The 14,696-nt window shown below is 53.7% G+C and carries 13 protein-coding genes and 2 pseudogenes; all 15 read right to left on the minus strand.

All coding sequences use genetic code 11. From position 1 onward, the window contains the following. On the minus strand, positions 1 to 734 hold a 734-nt coding region (locus tag XpruCFBP8353_RS00005), incomplete at its 3' end, for a peptidoglycan-binding protein (RefSeq protein WP_243391019.1). A 70-nt stretch (positions 735 to 804) separates the two neighbouring features. Next, a complete protein-coding gene (locus XpruCFBP8353_RS24180; RefSeq protein ID WP_249027449.1) occupies positions 805 to 1,572 on the minus strand; it encodes a hypothetical protein in 768 nt (255 codons plus the stop codon). A 218-nt stretch (positions 1,573 to 1,790) separates the two neighbouring features. Continuing rightward, a complete protein-coding gene (locus XpruCFBP8353_RS00015; protein WP_224096745.1) occupies positions 1,791 to 2,297 on the minus strand; it encodes a DUF4189 domain-containing protein in 507 nt (168 codons plus the stop codon). After that, positions 2,290 to 3,270 (minus strand): annotated as a pseudogene (locus tag XpruCFBP8353_RS00020) (type IV secretion system protein); the annotation flags it as partial. The gene XpruCFBP8353_RS00015 and the pseudogene XpruCFBP8353_RS00020, both read right to left, overlap by 8 nt. 121 nt (positions 3,271 to 3,391) lie before the next feature. Continuing rightward, positions 3,392 to 4,732, minus strand: coding sequence for a peptidoglycan-binding domain-containing protein (locus tag XpruCFBP8353_RS24185; protein ID WP_101361387.1), 1,341 nt, complete (start codon positions 4,730 to 4,732; stop codon positions 3,392 to 3,394). 29 nt (positions 4,733 to 4,761) lie between these two features. After that, positions 4,762 to 5,391 (minus strand): lysozyme inhibitor LprI family protein, encoded by a 630-nt coding sequence (locus XpruCFBP8353_RS00030; protein ID WP_101361388.1) that lies wholly within the window; start codon positions 5,389 to 5,391, stop codon positions 4,762 to 4,764. 152 nt (positions 5,392 to 5,543) lie between these two features. Beyond that, positions 5,544 to 5,789, minus strand: a complete 246-nt coding sequence (locus tag XpruCFBP8353_RS00035) for a DUF4189 domain-containing protein (protein WP_211287862.1) — start codon at positions 5,787 to 5,789, stop codon at positions 5,544 to 5,546. Positions 5,790 to 5,941: 152 nt separating this feature from the next. Beyond that, on the minus strand, positions 5,942 to 6,433 hold the full coding sequence (locus XpruCFBP8353_RS00040; protein ID WP_101361390.1) for a DUF4189 domain-containing protein: 492 nt from the start codon (positions 6,431 to 6,433) through the stop codon (positions 5,942 to 5,944). A gap of 22 nt (positions 6,434 to 6,455) precedes the next feature. Continuing rightward, positions 6,456 to 7,261 (minus strand): annotated as a pseudogene (locus XpruCFBP8353_RS00045) (type IV secretion system protein); the annotation flags it as partial. Between the two features lie 142 nt (positions 7,262 to 7,403). Beyond that, positions 7,404 to 8,702, minus strand: coding sequence for a peptidoglycan-binding protein (locus XpruCFBP8353_RS00050; protein WP_108723466.1), 1,299 nt, complete (start codon positions 8,700 to 8,702; stop codon positions 7,404 to 7,406). A gap of 104 nt (positions 8,703 to 8,806) precedes the next feature. Beyond that, positions 8,807 to 9,610: an FG-GAP repeat protein gene (locus XpruCFBP8353_RS00060; protein WP_243391021.1), complete on the minus strand. Its 804-nt coding sequence runs from the start codon at positions 9,608 to 9,610 to the stop codon at positions 8,807 to 8,809. Between the two features lie 108 nt (positions 9,611 to 9,718). Then, positions 9,719 to 10,207 (minus strand): DUF4189 domain-containing protein, encoded by a 489-nt coding sequence (locus XpruCFBP8353_RS00065; RefSeq protein ID WP_101361392.1) that lies wholly within the window; start codon positions 10,205 to 10,207, stop codon positions 9,719 to 9,721. A 1-nt stretch (position 10,208) separates the two neighbouring features. Further along, positions 10,209 to 11,288 (minus strand): type IV secretion system protein, encoded by a 1,080-nt coding sequence (locus tag XpruCFBP8353_RS00070; protein WP_101361393.1) that lies wholly within the window; start codon positions 11,286 to 11,288, stop codon positions 10,209 to 10,211. Between the two features lie 88 nt (positions 11,289 to 11,376). Continuing rightward, the gene (locus XpruCFBP8353_RS00075) at positions 11,377 to 12,207 is read right to left on the minus strand and encodes a hypothetical protein (protein WP_243391022.1); all 831 of its coding nucleotides are present in this window, start codon (positions 12,205 to 12,207) and stop codon (positions 11,377 to 11,379) included. Then, positions 12,200 to 14,653, minus strand: a complete 2,454-nt coding sequence (locus XpruCFBP8353_RS00080; RefSeq protein WP_101361394.1) for a VirB4 family type IV secretion/conjugal transfer ATPase — start codon at positions 14,651 to 14,653, stop codon at positions 12,200 to 12,202. Before XpruCFBP8353_RS00080 ends, XpruCFBP8353_RS00075 begins: the two co-directional genes overlap by 8 nt. Positions 14,654 to 14,696: the final 43 nt, after the last annotated feature.

The following is a 14,696-nucleotide window of genomic DNA, read 5'->3' on the forward strand; positions in this document are numbered from 1 at the left end:
TCGCCGCGCTCGCCTTGTTCTAGTTTGCCGTCATGCGATGCATCGCGCTTCGGCTGCTGAGGCACAGCAGAGGTATTTGTATGCATGGCATGCGAACGGCCCGGCTGCATGTATTGATCCATTCCATCACGATTACGTGTGATGTCGTGCATGTAGTCATAGTTGCTGGTGCCGTTGCTGTCGCTGATGACCCGCCCGCCAGTGACAGCTTCGCGCGCACCACCGTAGCCTGAGATATGGCGGGCTTTCAGAAAGCCTGCCACCTTGGCTGGATCATCACCTTCGTCCAACACGCCATTGCGGATCGCTTGGCTATAAGCCTTGTCGCTGTTGATCTTGAACGCACCATCCTGCAATGCGGCCGATGACTTGTATTGCTCAAGGCTCGACCCGTTCTTCCAGTTAGAGGAGTCCTCAAGAAAACGCGTCATACCGCCGCTACTCGCCCACTTCCATTCCGCACCACGTACCTTTTGTGGATCGAAACCGGCATCGGTCATCGCGTCGTTGAGCTTGGCACGATCTACATATCCCGCATCGGCTAACCAGCCTGCCCCTGCTTGATAACGACCGACGTAACCCTGTTTATTAGTAATCTGCAAATCGCCGCCATTACTTTCGGTCATGACGGTTGATGCAATCAGACGACGCGTCATTGCGTCATCGAGACCCGCGACGTTGCCTTGATCGTAGCTTTGAGCGGTGGCCGCCGCTTTTTCTCGTCTATCAGCCATGATGCATGTCCTCTGGATATGACGGTTAGGAAAAACACCAGCCTTCTACTGGTGCCTGGGGATGACTATTTCACGCCTCTTTACATTGCAGCGCTTGAATTCTTTTTTGTGGCTTGGTTTTCGTAAAAACGAACGTTGTGGAGCCTGGCCCACGCGTTTCTGTACCATCATCCAGATAGGCCTCTACAAATGCCTCACCTGCATCAAGACCGATCGCATAGAACTTGGTCTGCAATGAATCAGGCCCACCGTCATCGTCTCCCCCACACTTGTCTGCGATCAATCGCACCGATGTAGCCGCCGGCAACTGGCGCTTCAAGACTTCGGCATACTCTGGACTAGCGTAGAACTTCTTCACTGCAATGGATTGCACACTGTGCGCATCGCCATTGAGCGTGATGCCTGACTCGCCTTCATTGGCTTGCTTCGGCGCGACTTCTGCACCCTGGCCTCCATCCGGCACATCTACCGCGCCGAATCCATCAAGCAGCAAGGTCCCGCTGCGATACTGCGCACTCTCGGGATCTGTACTATCGGAATTAGATTTTGGGGAGGTATCGCGCCACTGCACACCGGGAGCTGAATCAAAGATCGCCCAAGGCGTGCCGTTCTTGGCAACAAGTAACGAAACAACTTGGTAAAGTGATGTCATTCGTTCGGCTCCTTCTGAACTTCTGGTCTGAGACACAGTTGTACTTTGGCTTCCTTGCAAATTTTGCTGTTTTTCAAGAGGCATGACAGCCACTTTTTCTGTGGCAGCTTCTTGCTTACATGCTGCAAGAAGCAAAAATCCGATGAGCATTAAACCGCCGATTAGATTTCTTGTAATTTTTATCACAAAAATCTCACTTGAATAAAATACATTTAACTCAATGCTGTATCTCAGTATTAGTTAAGAACCACCCTAGCGCAACCTGAAGACAACTAAATCAATCACTTCCATAGCCACATGATAAATCACGCCCTTCCTTCCATCTCTGTCGCAGAAATTTTATTCACAGCCGCAGCAGACCAGATATCTCCAACAGAAAACAGCCACCACAGTCAATTACCTAACTAAAACTTCTCAAAAATAGGTCGAGTGCACTCAGCAAGTGTTACTTTACACACGCCAGCGAAACTTTTTTCGCATTTTTCAGTAGCCAAGCTTGATGCTTTCTCTTTCGTAGGTGCGATAGCAATGCCTGCCTGACCAGACGAGGAAACTGCGGTAGAAATGCATTGATTATTAAAAGTTTCAAAAACTTGGCAACTTCCAGCTCCAAAAGATTCGCAGCGACTAATAGCCTCTGCCTCAGCGTTATCCCTCTCAATTTTTCCAGCGGAAAACCCCATGTCCCCAGAGGAGTTTTTAGCCAAGGCCCCCCATGTTTTTATCCACCTACCCGTAGGCTGGGGCGGAGCTGGATTAGCCCTTGATGTGCCTGAATCAGGTCCACATTGGGGGCTTCCAGGCGCAACGCCATTTGGGCAGGCAGTCTGTGCAATAGCCGCAAAAGGAAAGCCACACCAAATAGCAAGTGACATATAGAGAATATTGCGCATTAAGTTTGAATTAAGCATTAGCTTTTCCTAAACGCCCATCGCTTTGGGGATTCTCTTGTTGCGGAACTCCTGCCACTCGACCACCTAGCTGCTCCGTAGTAGCAGTTTTTGTCTCGCTCCTGGGAGCCGGCTCCGACGGCTGATAAGGCCTACCAGCACCCGGCTCCTGATTGGCTCGATCCAACTGCCCCAGTGCCGAGTACGCCGTGAACTGACCCAATGTGCCCTGGAAGAAGGCGGCGGCCATCGGCGGTGCGGTGACGATCAAGGTTGTCATGACCAAGCCTAGCCCTCCTTGTTGCAATGCCATGCTGCTGATGCCCTCGCCACTGTTTCCTGGCATCGCGTACTTCACCAGGAATGCGACAGCCACTGCGCCGATCACCTTCGTTGCCAGGCTCACCGTGAAGCTCAGTACCGAAAACGAAAACACCATACCTAAGCCATATAGCAGCCACTTGCTGAACAACGACTTCGTCGCCTGGAACAACAGGCACATGATGAACAAGGGACCGAAGCCCACAAACAGCGCCATCCCAATCTTGTTCAACAGAAGCAGTGAGCCACCCACTACGCCGGGGCCGGCCATCCCTACCCCAGTGAACCAGCGCGCACGGGTCTTCTCGTCGTCGCGCTGTTGGTTACCTGCTGTCTGGATCTGATCGATGCTCATCATTGCAATCTGCATCAGACCCAGATTCTTGTCGATCGCATCGTAGGGACTTTTCGAATCCCCCGTCACCACTTGGGTAATGGACTGGCTCACACCATCGGTCAGGGTCCAGTAAAGCTTCGACGAACCTTCAGCCATGCTCGTCGCAAGGCCGATGATCAGCGAGGCGCGCAGCGCCGTCACCACCAAGCCCATCGCCGCCTCGCGGGACTGGCCGGTCACGATGCGGTACCCCTGGAAGATGATCCACAGCGTCAACACCGTCAAGGACACAACGCCAATCAAGGCCGAGGTGCGCTGCAGGAGCGTCCACTGAAAGTAGCAATGCGTTAGCTCTTAATAAAGATCTACTGTGTTAGCTCACCATATTCGACGCGCCTACCAATCCCATAAAATGGCCTCGGTAGACGCGCCACTTCGGCATACAAAAGCAGAGTCGCTACATCGACATCGCAGGTGAAGCTGCTTGTTGCGTCTGCGACTGCATCTGCGCAGTCAGACGCTGATTTTCCTCGGCAACCTGTCGGCTACTGTGCTCCAACGACTGCCCCTGCGCCTGATCGCGATCCACGAACACACGACGCATGGCCGGGTCGGTCATCTCGCCCTGTACCGCGAAGAACCCGTCGCCACTCTTGTTGGGCACCACATGGTCGATGCGTTGCAGGCCGGCGACCTTGCTCTCGAACACGATCTGACCGGCCGCCTGTTCAAGCTCTCTGCGGTCGGAAAAACCACCACGCTCGCCCAACGCCTCCAGCTTGCCGACGGCACCGACGAACATCGCGTTGTCTGGATGGCGCGGGTCGGACAGCAAGGGGCTGGATGATGCCTGTGCCGGCGCAGCCGGAGCGGCCGTCTGCTCGGCCTGCTTGGCAGTGTGCTGCGACAACGCCTTGCCCAAAGCAGCCTGCGTCTGACCACCCACCACGCCGTCTACTTGCAAACCGTGCTCACGCTGGAATTGCTCGACCGCATATTTGGTGTTGCCACCAAAGTCGCCATCGGCATGGAGCGGCTTGCCGTCGCGGCCGGTAGCGCCAAGCTGCGCAAGTTGACCTTGCAGCTGCTTCACTTGCTCGCCGCGCTCGCCTTGTTCGAGCTTGCCATCATCAGATGAGGATCCAATTCGGTGTTTGGATGCTGAGGGCTGAGTTGGCAATCGGCCTTCAGCAAGCTCCATCAGGTCATGCTTCTCATTTAAAGCACGATCACGAAGCTCGTTCCATGACCCTGGAGACTTCTTGAACAATGTTTCGGTATGAGAATATTTATAATCTTGAACTGCTTCGACTATCTGCTTATCAGAAAGATCGGAGAGCTTATAACCCTCGCCAAATTTCTCAGATAACCCTTTCTGAAATATTCCTGGCGTCAAATTCCGAAACTGGACCGAGGTACTCCAAAGCGCATCCTGCACCGCAGGCCCGCGATCAGTTAAATCCAAGCCAACTGCGGAAAGACGTGCAACCTGCTTTTCGTAATGAGTCTCACGAATAAAATTATGCTGATCCTGCGCAAATCCCGGAACCTTATCTGCAAGCAACTTCCATTTCTCATCGAATTCTTCAGTCTTTGGCACGAGACCAGAAAACTGAGGGCCATAGCGCGATTGATCCAAGTATTCCTGCAACGTCCCTTGGGATGTAGACAGTTGGTAGGTCCCATATGAGACACCACCATGGTCATTTTTTCCAGTTGAGATAGTACCGGCACCCCGACCACCACTTTCGTAGCTGGATGAGGTCATTCCAATATGCCAACCCGTTATCTCTGACATTTATCGACTCCCTTCATTTGGAAATTAATTCACTTAGACGTCTGCCGCTTTTCCAACTCATCAGCACGCCTCGCTGTAGCATTCAGTCGACAGCTACTCTCTTCGATATCTTCTGCCTGTCCACCACCAAGCTGACCATTCAAATTGCAAAGCCGGTCTCTCTTTCCTATCCATGCCCTTTCTTCGCTCAATAACTCCTGTTTTTTTGCAGCATCAAGCCCCGCTATCACAGAGCGATAAACACGATTTAAACGAGAATTTTGGTAATCATATTCATCGCTATCACAATCAAGCAAATCTGGTGTGGCACCACCGGATAGTTTTATGCATGAAGCATGAGAATCTCGTAATTTGGTAGGTCCTCCAAAGTCCGCCCGCTCAGTATCACCAGGCCCGTTTAGAGCATTTTCTAGTTCAGCGTCATACTGTTGCGCAAGCTGCTTTTGCCTAAGACCTTCTGCTGAGGTGGCATTATCCCGAACCTCTTTAGCGTTCACCTTATGCTCGGTAGGCAGCTCTCCAGACACTTGTGGAGATGGCTTTGACAAATGAGCCGAAACGTCGTTCTTTTCAGCTGACACAGCTGCCGATTGTTCTCTTTTACAGCCAGTACCTGCAATAGCAACAATCAAAAGGAGAATAAAAAGATGTAGATGCATAAAATTCCTCTTTGACACCGGAACTAGAGAGCTGCAATCAATATTTTTTGAAGATTGGGTCAGAGCAATCGGGACACCTATACCTTACAAGAGCCGCTATCGTTCGCAGGCTTTTTTAACGAGTTTCACTACACGCTGCTCAGTGGAAGAAGCTAGAAAAATGCCTCATTACCAGAGATTTCAAAAGCTGCGCACTGATTGCGGTAAGTTAAATCAACTTTGCAATCACCCTCTCCACCAAGCGCATATTGCCGAATCATTGCCTCCCTAGCATCGCTTTCTGAAAATTTCCCTACAGCCGTTCCAACCTCTCCTGTTGCATCAAAGCCAGGAATAGCGCCCCAAGTTTTTATTTGCCCGCCTGTAGGTTCCACGGTAGGTGGTTGCTGGCCTTGCATTGCAGGCATATCTGGAATGCATTGAACACTTCCCATCTAAGTTTCAACGGGGTATCGCTTTTGTGCAAAAAAAACAAAAACAGGAAAAATAAACAATGCTAAGATGAGGTTAAACCACATCACGGGGGCCTTAGGCGGCAATAAATATTCGATCAATATTTCTTAAAAAATGGATCGGAACATTCTGAAAAAACGACTTTACATGCGCCGCCACCACTACGCTCACAAATATTAATCACTTGACTAATTGCAACATCTTTACTGGCAGAGGCTTGAGAAAAAGTACTATGTTGCGAGGCTGCCAGGGCAGCACATTGGTTCCGATAAACCAGCGTCACTTTGCAGTCATCAGCACCATTTTTAGAACATTGCTGGATAGCTGAACTCTTCGCGTCACCTTGAGAAAGCTTTCCTTTGGTAGTACCAACGTCGCCGGTAGATTTCGACATTGCAATCGCTCCCCAAGTTTTTACCCACTCACCTGTCGGTGCAGGATCACTCCCCCCTCCCCGCATTTCAGGAGTGTCGGGAATGCACTGCATACTCCCCATTTGAGTGCCAATGGGGCATCGAGTTTGCCCCAAAGCAACATGGGAGAAAGCTAAAAAGGGCAAAGTAAGTAAAAATATCCAGGAACGAATCATTGCAACCACCTAAAGTTATTAGTTACTTCTGCGCGAGCCCGCGAACCCCCGGGGCTGTCTCTTGAGACTGCGAATTTTCAGATTGTATGGATCGGGGGGTTGCATTCACTGTTTGACCGGTGGTGTTAGCGGAATCCCTAACCGGCGGGCTCATCTGCGCATTAGGACCCTGTCGATTTGCATTAGACGCAGCATCCGACGAACCCAATGACCCGATCGCCGAATACGGGGCAAATTGACCCAGCGTGCCCTGGAAGAACGCTGCTGCCATCGGCGGTGCGGTAAGAATTAACGTAGTCAAGACCAAGCCCACTCCTCCCTGCTGCAGCGCCGTGCTACTGATGCCTTCGCCATTGCCGCCGTTGAGCGCCCATTTCGCCAGGAACGCCACACCCACCGCACCTACCACCTTGGTCGCCAAGCTCACCGTAAACGTCAGCACCGACAAGGAACACATAGTGCCTAATCCGCATAACAGCCATTTACTGAACAGCGACCTCGTGGCCTGGAACAGTAGGCACAGGATGAATAACGGGCCAAACCCGACCACCAGGGCCATTGCCAGCTTGTTCAACAGCAGCATTGAACCAACCACCACGCCAGGACCTGCCATGCCAATCCCGGTGAACCACCGCGCCCGGTTTTTGGCGTCTTCGCTTTTTGCATCGCCTCTGGTCTTGATCTGATCTAGCCCGGACAGGGCCATCTGCATCAACATCAGATTCTTGTTGAGCGCCTCGCAGGGACTTTTCGAGTCGCCGGTCATCGTCTTGGTTATGGCGAGCTGATACCGTCGGTCAAGGTCCAGTAAAGCTGTAGCGAGCCCTTCTACCAACGCCTTCGTCCGCTGCAACAATTCCATTGAAAAATCGCGATTTCTTCGCGCAGGTCGTTGGAAGCGGAGCCAAGGTGGGCATTCCTGTCCGCCTTGGCGAGTTACCAGATCGCTGAACTGCAAATACTTCTTACCTCACATGGACATCGACCGCGAGGCCGTCTCCTGGGCTTGCACCTGCGTCGCTTGGCGCTGGTTTTCTTCAGCCACCTGTCGGGTACTGTGCTCCAATGGTTGCGCTTCTGCTTGCGTGCGATCTACGAAAACACGGCGCATTGCCGGGTCGGTCATCTCACCCTGTACTGCGAAGAAGCCGTCACCGCCCTTGTTGGGCACCACATGGTCGATGCGCTGCAGACCACTGACCTTGGCCTCGAACACGATCTGCCCAGCCGCTTGCTCAAGCTCCTTGCGGTTGGAAAAACCACCACGTTCACCCAAGGCTTCTAGCTTGCCCACTGCGCTTGTATACATCGCGTTGTCTGGATGACGAGGGTCGGACAGCAAGGGGCTGGATGCAGCTGCCTGTGCCGGTGCAGCGGGAGCGGACGTCTGCTCGGCTTGCCTAGCCTTTTGTTGCGACAGCGCCTGTGCCAAGGCCGCCTGCGTCTGGTTACCCACCACTCCATCTACTAGCAAGCCACGCTCACGCTGGAATTGCTCGACTGCGTATTTGGTGTTGCCGCCGAAGTCGCCGTCTGCCTGTAGCGGCTTACCATCACGGCCAACTGCACCGAGTTGCGCGAGCTGACCCTGCAACTGCTTCACCGACTCGCCGCGCTCGCCTTGTTCGAGTTTGCCGTCATGGGAATTTGAGGGCTGATGGGAAGTCGAACCGGGAGTCACGCTATGCTTGAGATTGACACCATCTCGTTTGACGCTTTCGATCAAATCGGGAACGCGACGCTCCCAATTGCCAGCATATTCCTCGCATTCCTTGGCCGCCTTTACGCTCCAGGGTTTGCTAGGAGTAACTCCGTTGACCACGCGTCGCGCGTTGTAGACGTCGTGGCTATCATTATCGATGTAGCGATCAAGAGGCTTGCCTGTGAATAAGCCGTCACGCATACCGACAACTAAAACCTTCGCAGCAATTTCGGGCTGCTTGGCCATGTCCGGGTTGCGGACCATTTCACCGTTAAGGCCTAGCAACTTATCGAACTTCGCATAGTTGTAATCGTGGGTAAGATGCACGTAACCACGGCCATAAAACTCTTCGCCACCGCTATATCCAAGTTTACGCGCTTGACTGCGTCCAAAATCTTCTTCAGGCGCCTGAAAATTACGCGTCTCATGCTGCGCCGTCGCTAACATGTACGATATTTGTTTTGGATCGGTCACACCGTTCTCAAGAGCGGTTTTGACGATCAATCTAACGGAAGATTCCCGATCCACACCAAAGCCCTCGGTGCTTCGACCACGTCCATCACTCATAGCGTTCTCCGTACGTGCATGTCGTTAGAATTTGTTGTTGCATGATCGGCACTGCAGATCCGAAGATGCGTTGCATGTACTCACTACAAATTACCAATCGCTTCCTAGTTGGACACCTCCTTCATTTCGCCATCCTGGAGCCGCTCAAGCTTTTTCTTCGGATTGGCCGGATCATTCGTGTCTTCGGTCAACCGCTCTATCAGCACTGCCTCGTTATTCTTAAGCTCGTAGGTATCGAAGACATGGATACAGCATCCATCACCAGATGTAGATGTCAGAACATTCCCTTTGACGGAGAATAGGCCATTGGCCATCACAGTAATATCAGACAGCGACTGATTAAAGATAAGGTGTTTCTTGGCAGCATCAAAAAGGTAGACGCTGTACGAGGGGCCGCCATAATTACCCTCCTTTCCAGACCACACCACTACATCTTCATGTCCATCGCCATTGATATCGGCCAGAATGATCGAGTGGCGGTTTTTCTTGTAATTGTCATCTAGCGGGCCATGATAGAACGTGGAATTACTATCCACGTACAATGCATCAGGCTCCAGTGCAATCGGCTTGGCTCCGGGGAATGTCACCTCCACGACTGGCGAACGGTTACATAGCATGATCCCTGGACTATCTTCGCTACAGCCCTGCGACTTGATTGAAATAGCAATGCCACCGATATCTGCGTTTACCTCGCCCTGGTCGTTGAGCTTGGCATTGACAGCAGATGGCATTTTCAAGTCCTTTTGCGGAGAGGATTCAGGCTTTTTGCCAGTTTGATCTTGGGCGGATAATTTCGCTCCGTCAGCCTCTGCGGACGGAGTATTGCCAGGACTGCACGCTGTGATCGAGATGGCGCAAGCTAAATACAGCGCCCCCACGACCGCTCTTGCTAGTGTACGTTCCACCATAGAAAATCCTTCCAATTCAAATCAATATTTCTTAAATACCAGCTCCGAACAAATTGTGCCCGCCTCTCGGTTCGCGACACTTTGCTAGCGGCATTTATGACAGAAAAATCAGAACTTCCTAAAGATGGGATCGCTGCAAGTTGACATTGCAATTTTACAATCCCCTCCCGAATTCTTCTCGCAAGTTTTCGTTGCTCTGGATTCCACATCATTCAAGGATGGGCCTCCAGTTATCGCCCCCTTACCACGACTAGAAGCAGGCGACGCGATGGCAGCACACTGATTATGAAAAGTCAACGCGATAGTACATTGCATGCCAGCCAATTTTTGGCAGTTTTGCAGGGCGGCATCTTCAGCCTCTTTGCTAGTGAGACGCCCCTTAGTGTAACCAGCATCACCATTGTCGGCGATGGCAATGGCACCCCATGTTTTTATCCACTCACCCGTAGGCCGCGGCGGCGGAGCAGGAATGTCTCCTCTTGACGTCCCAGAATCAGGCCCGCATTGTGGACTGCCAGGCGCAACACCAACTGGACACGCCGTTTGCGCAAACGCGAATACAGGAATAACCGCCAATAATAAAATAATTTTACGCATTTTAGCCCCGCTGCCTGTCGACGTTATTAGCGTTGCCCATTTTACCGCTTGCGGTCTGGCTAGAATTGGACTCATCGCCCGAAACTCGGCCACTCACTTGAGGGACAGGAGTAATTTCAGAACGTTGATTATCCCTAGCTGGCGCCCCAGGCTCATAAGGCCGCCCAGCCCCCGGCGACTGGCTCGCGCGATCCAGCTGCCCCAGCGCCGAATACGCAGTGAACTGGCCAAGCGTGCCCTGGAAGAAGGCTGCGGCCATCGGCGGTGCGGTGATGATCAATGTTGTGAGCACTAGCCCTAATCCTCCCTGCTGCAGCGCCATGCTGCTGATGCCTTCGCCCGTAAACCCGTTCATTGCCCACTTTGCGACGAAGGCTGCGCCCACTGCGCCAACCACCTTGGTTGCCAAGCTCACCGTGAAGGTCAAGACAGACAACGAGAACACGGTGCCTAGTCCGTATAGCAGCCACTTGCTGAACAACGACTTCGTCGCCTGGAACAGCAGGCACAGGATGAACAATGGCCCAAACCCAATCACCAGCGCCATCGCTAGCTTGTTCAGCAGCAACATCGAACCTGCAACGACGCCCGGTCCGGCCATGCCAATGCCGGTGAACCACCGGGCCCGGTCTTTTTCGTCCTTACTTTCTGCATCGCCACCGGTGTTGATCTGGTCCAGACCCGACATCGCCACTTGCATCAGCATCAGATTCTTGTCGATCGCCTCATATGGGCTATCCGAGTCGCCCGTCACCGTCTTGGTGATCGCATGGCTGATCCCGTCGGTCAACGTCCAGTACAGACGCGAGGACCCTTGGGCCATGCTCGTGGCAAGACCGATGATCAACGCTGCACGCAGCGCGGTCACCACCAGCCCCATCGCCGCCTCACGCGACTGGCCGGTCACGATCCGATAGCCCTGGATCAAAATCCACAGCGTCAGCACCGTGAGCGCCACCACCCCCACCCACGCCGTCGTCCGTTGCAACAGATTCCACTGGAAAATCGCAATCTCATTGCGCAGGTAATCGTTGATCAGACGAAAAAATTCGTATTGGGCGATGTTCGTCAAAAAATCCATATGTCACCACATCCACTTAACGGCTATGCCGTGGGGCAGTCGCTGCCCCGGGGTTGATTACGTTGCGCGATCCGGCCGTGCCACAGCGTCAGTCCTTGTCGATCGCCAATGGCGGTTCCATGCCAGATGGCTTGTCACTCTCGACCGTCTTGAGTGCACCTTTCATCACCAGACCGGCTGCGACTGTCTTGCCCAGGCTCAACAGATCAGAGGGAATCCAGGACGGTATCCACGAATCGCTTCCATCTCCCTTCGGCGGCTCCTTGCCAGCCATCGCGGCTTTCGCTGCGCCGGTTTGCAGTTCGGTCAAGGCCGCCAGACGCTTTTCGTAGGCAAACATTGCCGACTCCATCTGCTGGCGATCGATATCCATCATCGCCTTCAGCGCCAGAAGCTTATTGGTGTTGCTCTCCAGCTCGCCAATCTTCTGGTCGCCGATCTTCTTGCGCTCTTCCTCGATCGTGCGCAGACGCTCCAGGCGCTTGGTGGTGATCTCGTACATCGCCACCATGTAATTGAACTGGGAGTTACGCGTACGTTGGATCAGCTCACAGGATTCCCTCTGCGAATCAGAGACCGGTGTACCGGAGGTAGACGCCGAACAGGCGGCCACCCCCTGATCATCTGGAACCTTCTTCAAGGTCTCTTTGGGCTTCTCGACCTCCTTGCCGCTGGATTCCTTGCCGTCGCCGTTCTTGATGGTCTGGTTCTTCCGGATCTGATCGACTTTTTCGTTGAGATCCTTGTCTACCACTTCCCATTGCGCACTGGCCGCTCCCGCCATGCAGAGCAGCACCAGTCCCACGAAGACTCGGGAAAAATGTCTGAACTTGGTTGCCATGGTGTTCTTCGCCTCCTGTGACACAAATGAATACGGTGCGGGTTGAAACTGCTGCGCCTGCGTGGGCTGACTATGCATCTTCGACCTCCTTGTCCTTTGCCGATTTGCGCTTGCCAGAGCCCTTGCGGTTGGCATAGAAGTCGGCCAACCACTGCTCCGGCGTCAGTTGGTCGACGGTCACCCCAAGCTTGCCGGCCTTGCCTGCCAGGATCTGATGCATGATCTCGATGTTGTCGGTCGAGGACGAAATCACCGACAGCGCGTCGTCCATGCCGCGCAGGTTGAGCTGGCACACCGCCGAGGCATGCCCCTGCTTGACCAGGAAACAGCGCGAGCGCTCGTCCAGCGACACCACCACCTGATATTCGGCGTCGGTGAGCTTGAGCCCTTCCATGTAATCGTCGCGGCTGGCATTGGGATTGGGCAGCAGGATCATGGTGGCCGTCTGCTCGATCAACGCGGCGGCAATGTCGCTGGCCAGCGCATCTTCCGGGCTCTGTGTGGCGAAAATCCCCAAGCCGTTCTGCTTACGGATGGTCTTCTGCTTGTTCTTGGCGAATTCCTTCAGGCCGCCCTTACCGTCGAGGATCTTCCAGAACTCGTCCATCACATAGATCAGCGGGCGGCCGTCGATCAAGGCTTCCAGCCGATGCAGCAGGTAGTTGATGACCGGCACACGCACTTCGGCGTTGTCGATCACGTCCGTGTAGTCGAACCCAATGATGGATGCGCGCGTCAGGTCGATCGTGTCCACCGGGTTATCGAAGACCCAGCCCAGCGAATTGCCCGCGGTCCAGCGACGCAGGCGCGCATACAGCCCGTCATCGCCCATGTTGGGCAGACTCTTACGGAAATTGCTCATGCTGCGCAGGTGCATCGGCGTGTCCAGCATGCCTTCCACTGCGCGATAGATATCTTCTTCCTCACGGGCGCTGTATTCGGCTTTGCCGCCCAGCACCTTGATCAACTCGGCCAGGAACTGGGTGTTGGCTTCGTTGCGCTCGCATTGGAACGGGTTGAAGCCGGTCGGAGACCCATTCTCCAGCGCCAGGTAATTACCACCGCAGGCGCGCACGAAGATCTCCGCGCCGCGATCCTTGTCGAAGAAAAAGATGGTCGGAATCGGGTCGAACTTCTGTACCTGGCTCAACAAGAAGTTGATCAGCGCTGTCTTACCCGTACCCGACTTACCGATCACCATCGTGTTGCCGATGGCCTTCTCGCCAAGGGAATTTTCGGATGGGTGCGTGGCGTGGAAATTGAAGTAGTACGGCTGCCCATTGGTTGTCTGCAGCGTCGTGACGCAGTCGCCCCACGGATTGTTGTGCTGCTTGCCCTGAGCGAAATTGTGCAGCGGCGACAAGCCGAGGAAATTGAGCGAGCTCAGGTTGGCGATGCGCGTGCGGAAGCGCCAGTTACCCGGCAGCTGTGCATAGAATGACGAAGCGATCGCCAGGTCTTCCTTGGCGGAAACGAAGCCTGCATTCGACAACTCGGCGCGGGTGGTTGCGATTTGCCTGGCAAGCTTTTCCTGGCTGTCGGAATAGACTGCCAGGGTGAAATGATATTCGCCGAGCACGAAGTTCCCCGAGGCAACATCGTCCATCGCAACATCGAGATCGCGAATCTGGGTAGAGGACTTGTCCCCGGAGGAAATCATCATCCCCTTGGTACGTTCCAGCACCTTCAGCGCATCATGGCGGCCGACCGGGCTGAACGAGTGCGTCATGACGTACTCGAAATCCAGATACTTCAGACCATTGAGAATGCCTGGATAGGTTCCGTCCGCATATTCCTTGATATTCAGGATGGCGCCAAAATGATTGATTCCGTCTGGAGTACGAATGACGAAATCGCCCGTCTTGTTGGCGAACATGTGCTTACTGACGGGCAAATACGCGGGCACTGGAGCCGGCAAGACCGGCACCGGCTCATCGATACGGTTCAACAAGTAGCCCAGGAACTCCAGCGTCTCGGAGAAGACCACGCCATTCTTTGCCTCATACATACCAAGCCGATACGGTGCGTAATCCTTGAGCACGGCCTCCACATTCGTGGCGAGCTCGACAACCTTCGCAACAGCCTGTTCTTCTTCGGCGCGAATCTTGTCCGGGTTCGCGGATTTCTCCACCAAGCGACGCCCAGTGACCACCGGCCTATAAATCATGCTGAAATACAACTCGTTCTGCATGATCTTCTGCGATGAAAGCGCTGTGTAATATTCGTCCGACAGATTTTGATTGAACGCCTGCTTGAAACGCCCCCCTGAACCGATTCTACGCCGCCGCCGCACATCGTGAACCCAGAACGCAACGTTGGCAAAATCCGGCGCGCGCAGGGTCTGCAGAAGACGGTTAAACGTGTTGTGCCGTTGTTCGAGCTCGAACTCGTCTCGCCCCACGAACGGCAAACCGCCCAGATGCCAGATCAACAGATAGTCACCGGCAGTCGTCTTGACGACCGACGGCGCAACATGCGTCGAGATGGAAACAAACTCGCTGATCGGACTGTCTGGACTGAACATGGTCTTACCAAATTTAGAGAGGAAGCATCACACCAAGCGACCA

Source organism: Xanthomonas prunicola, assembly GCF_002846205.1.
GTDB classification, from domain to species: Bacteria; Pseudomonadota; Gammaproteobacteria; order Xanthomonadales; family Xanthomonadaceae; genus Xanthomonas; species Xanthomonas prunicola.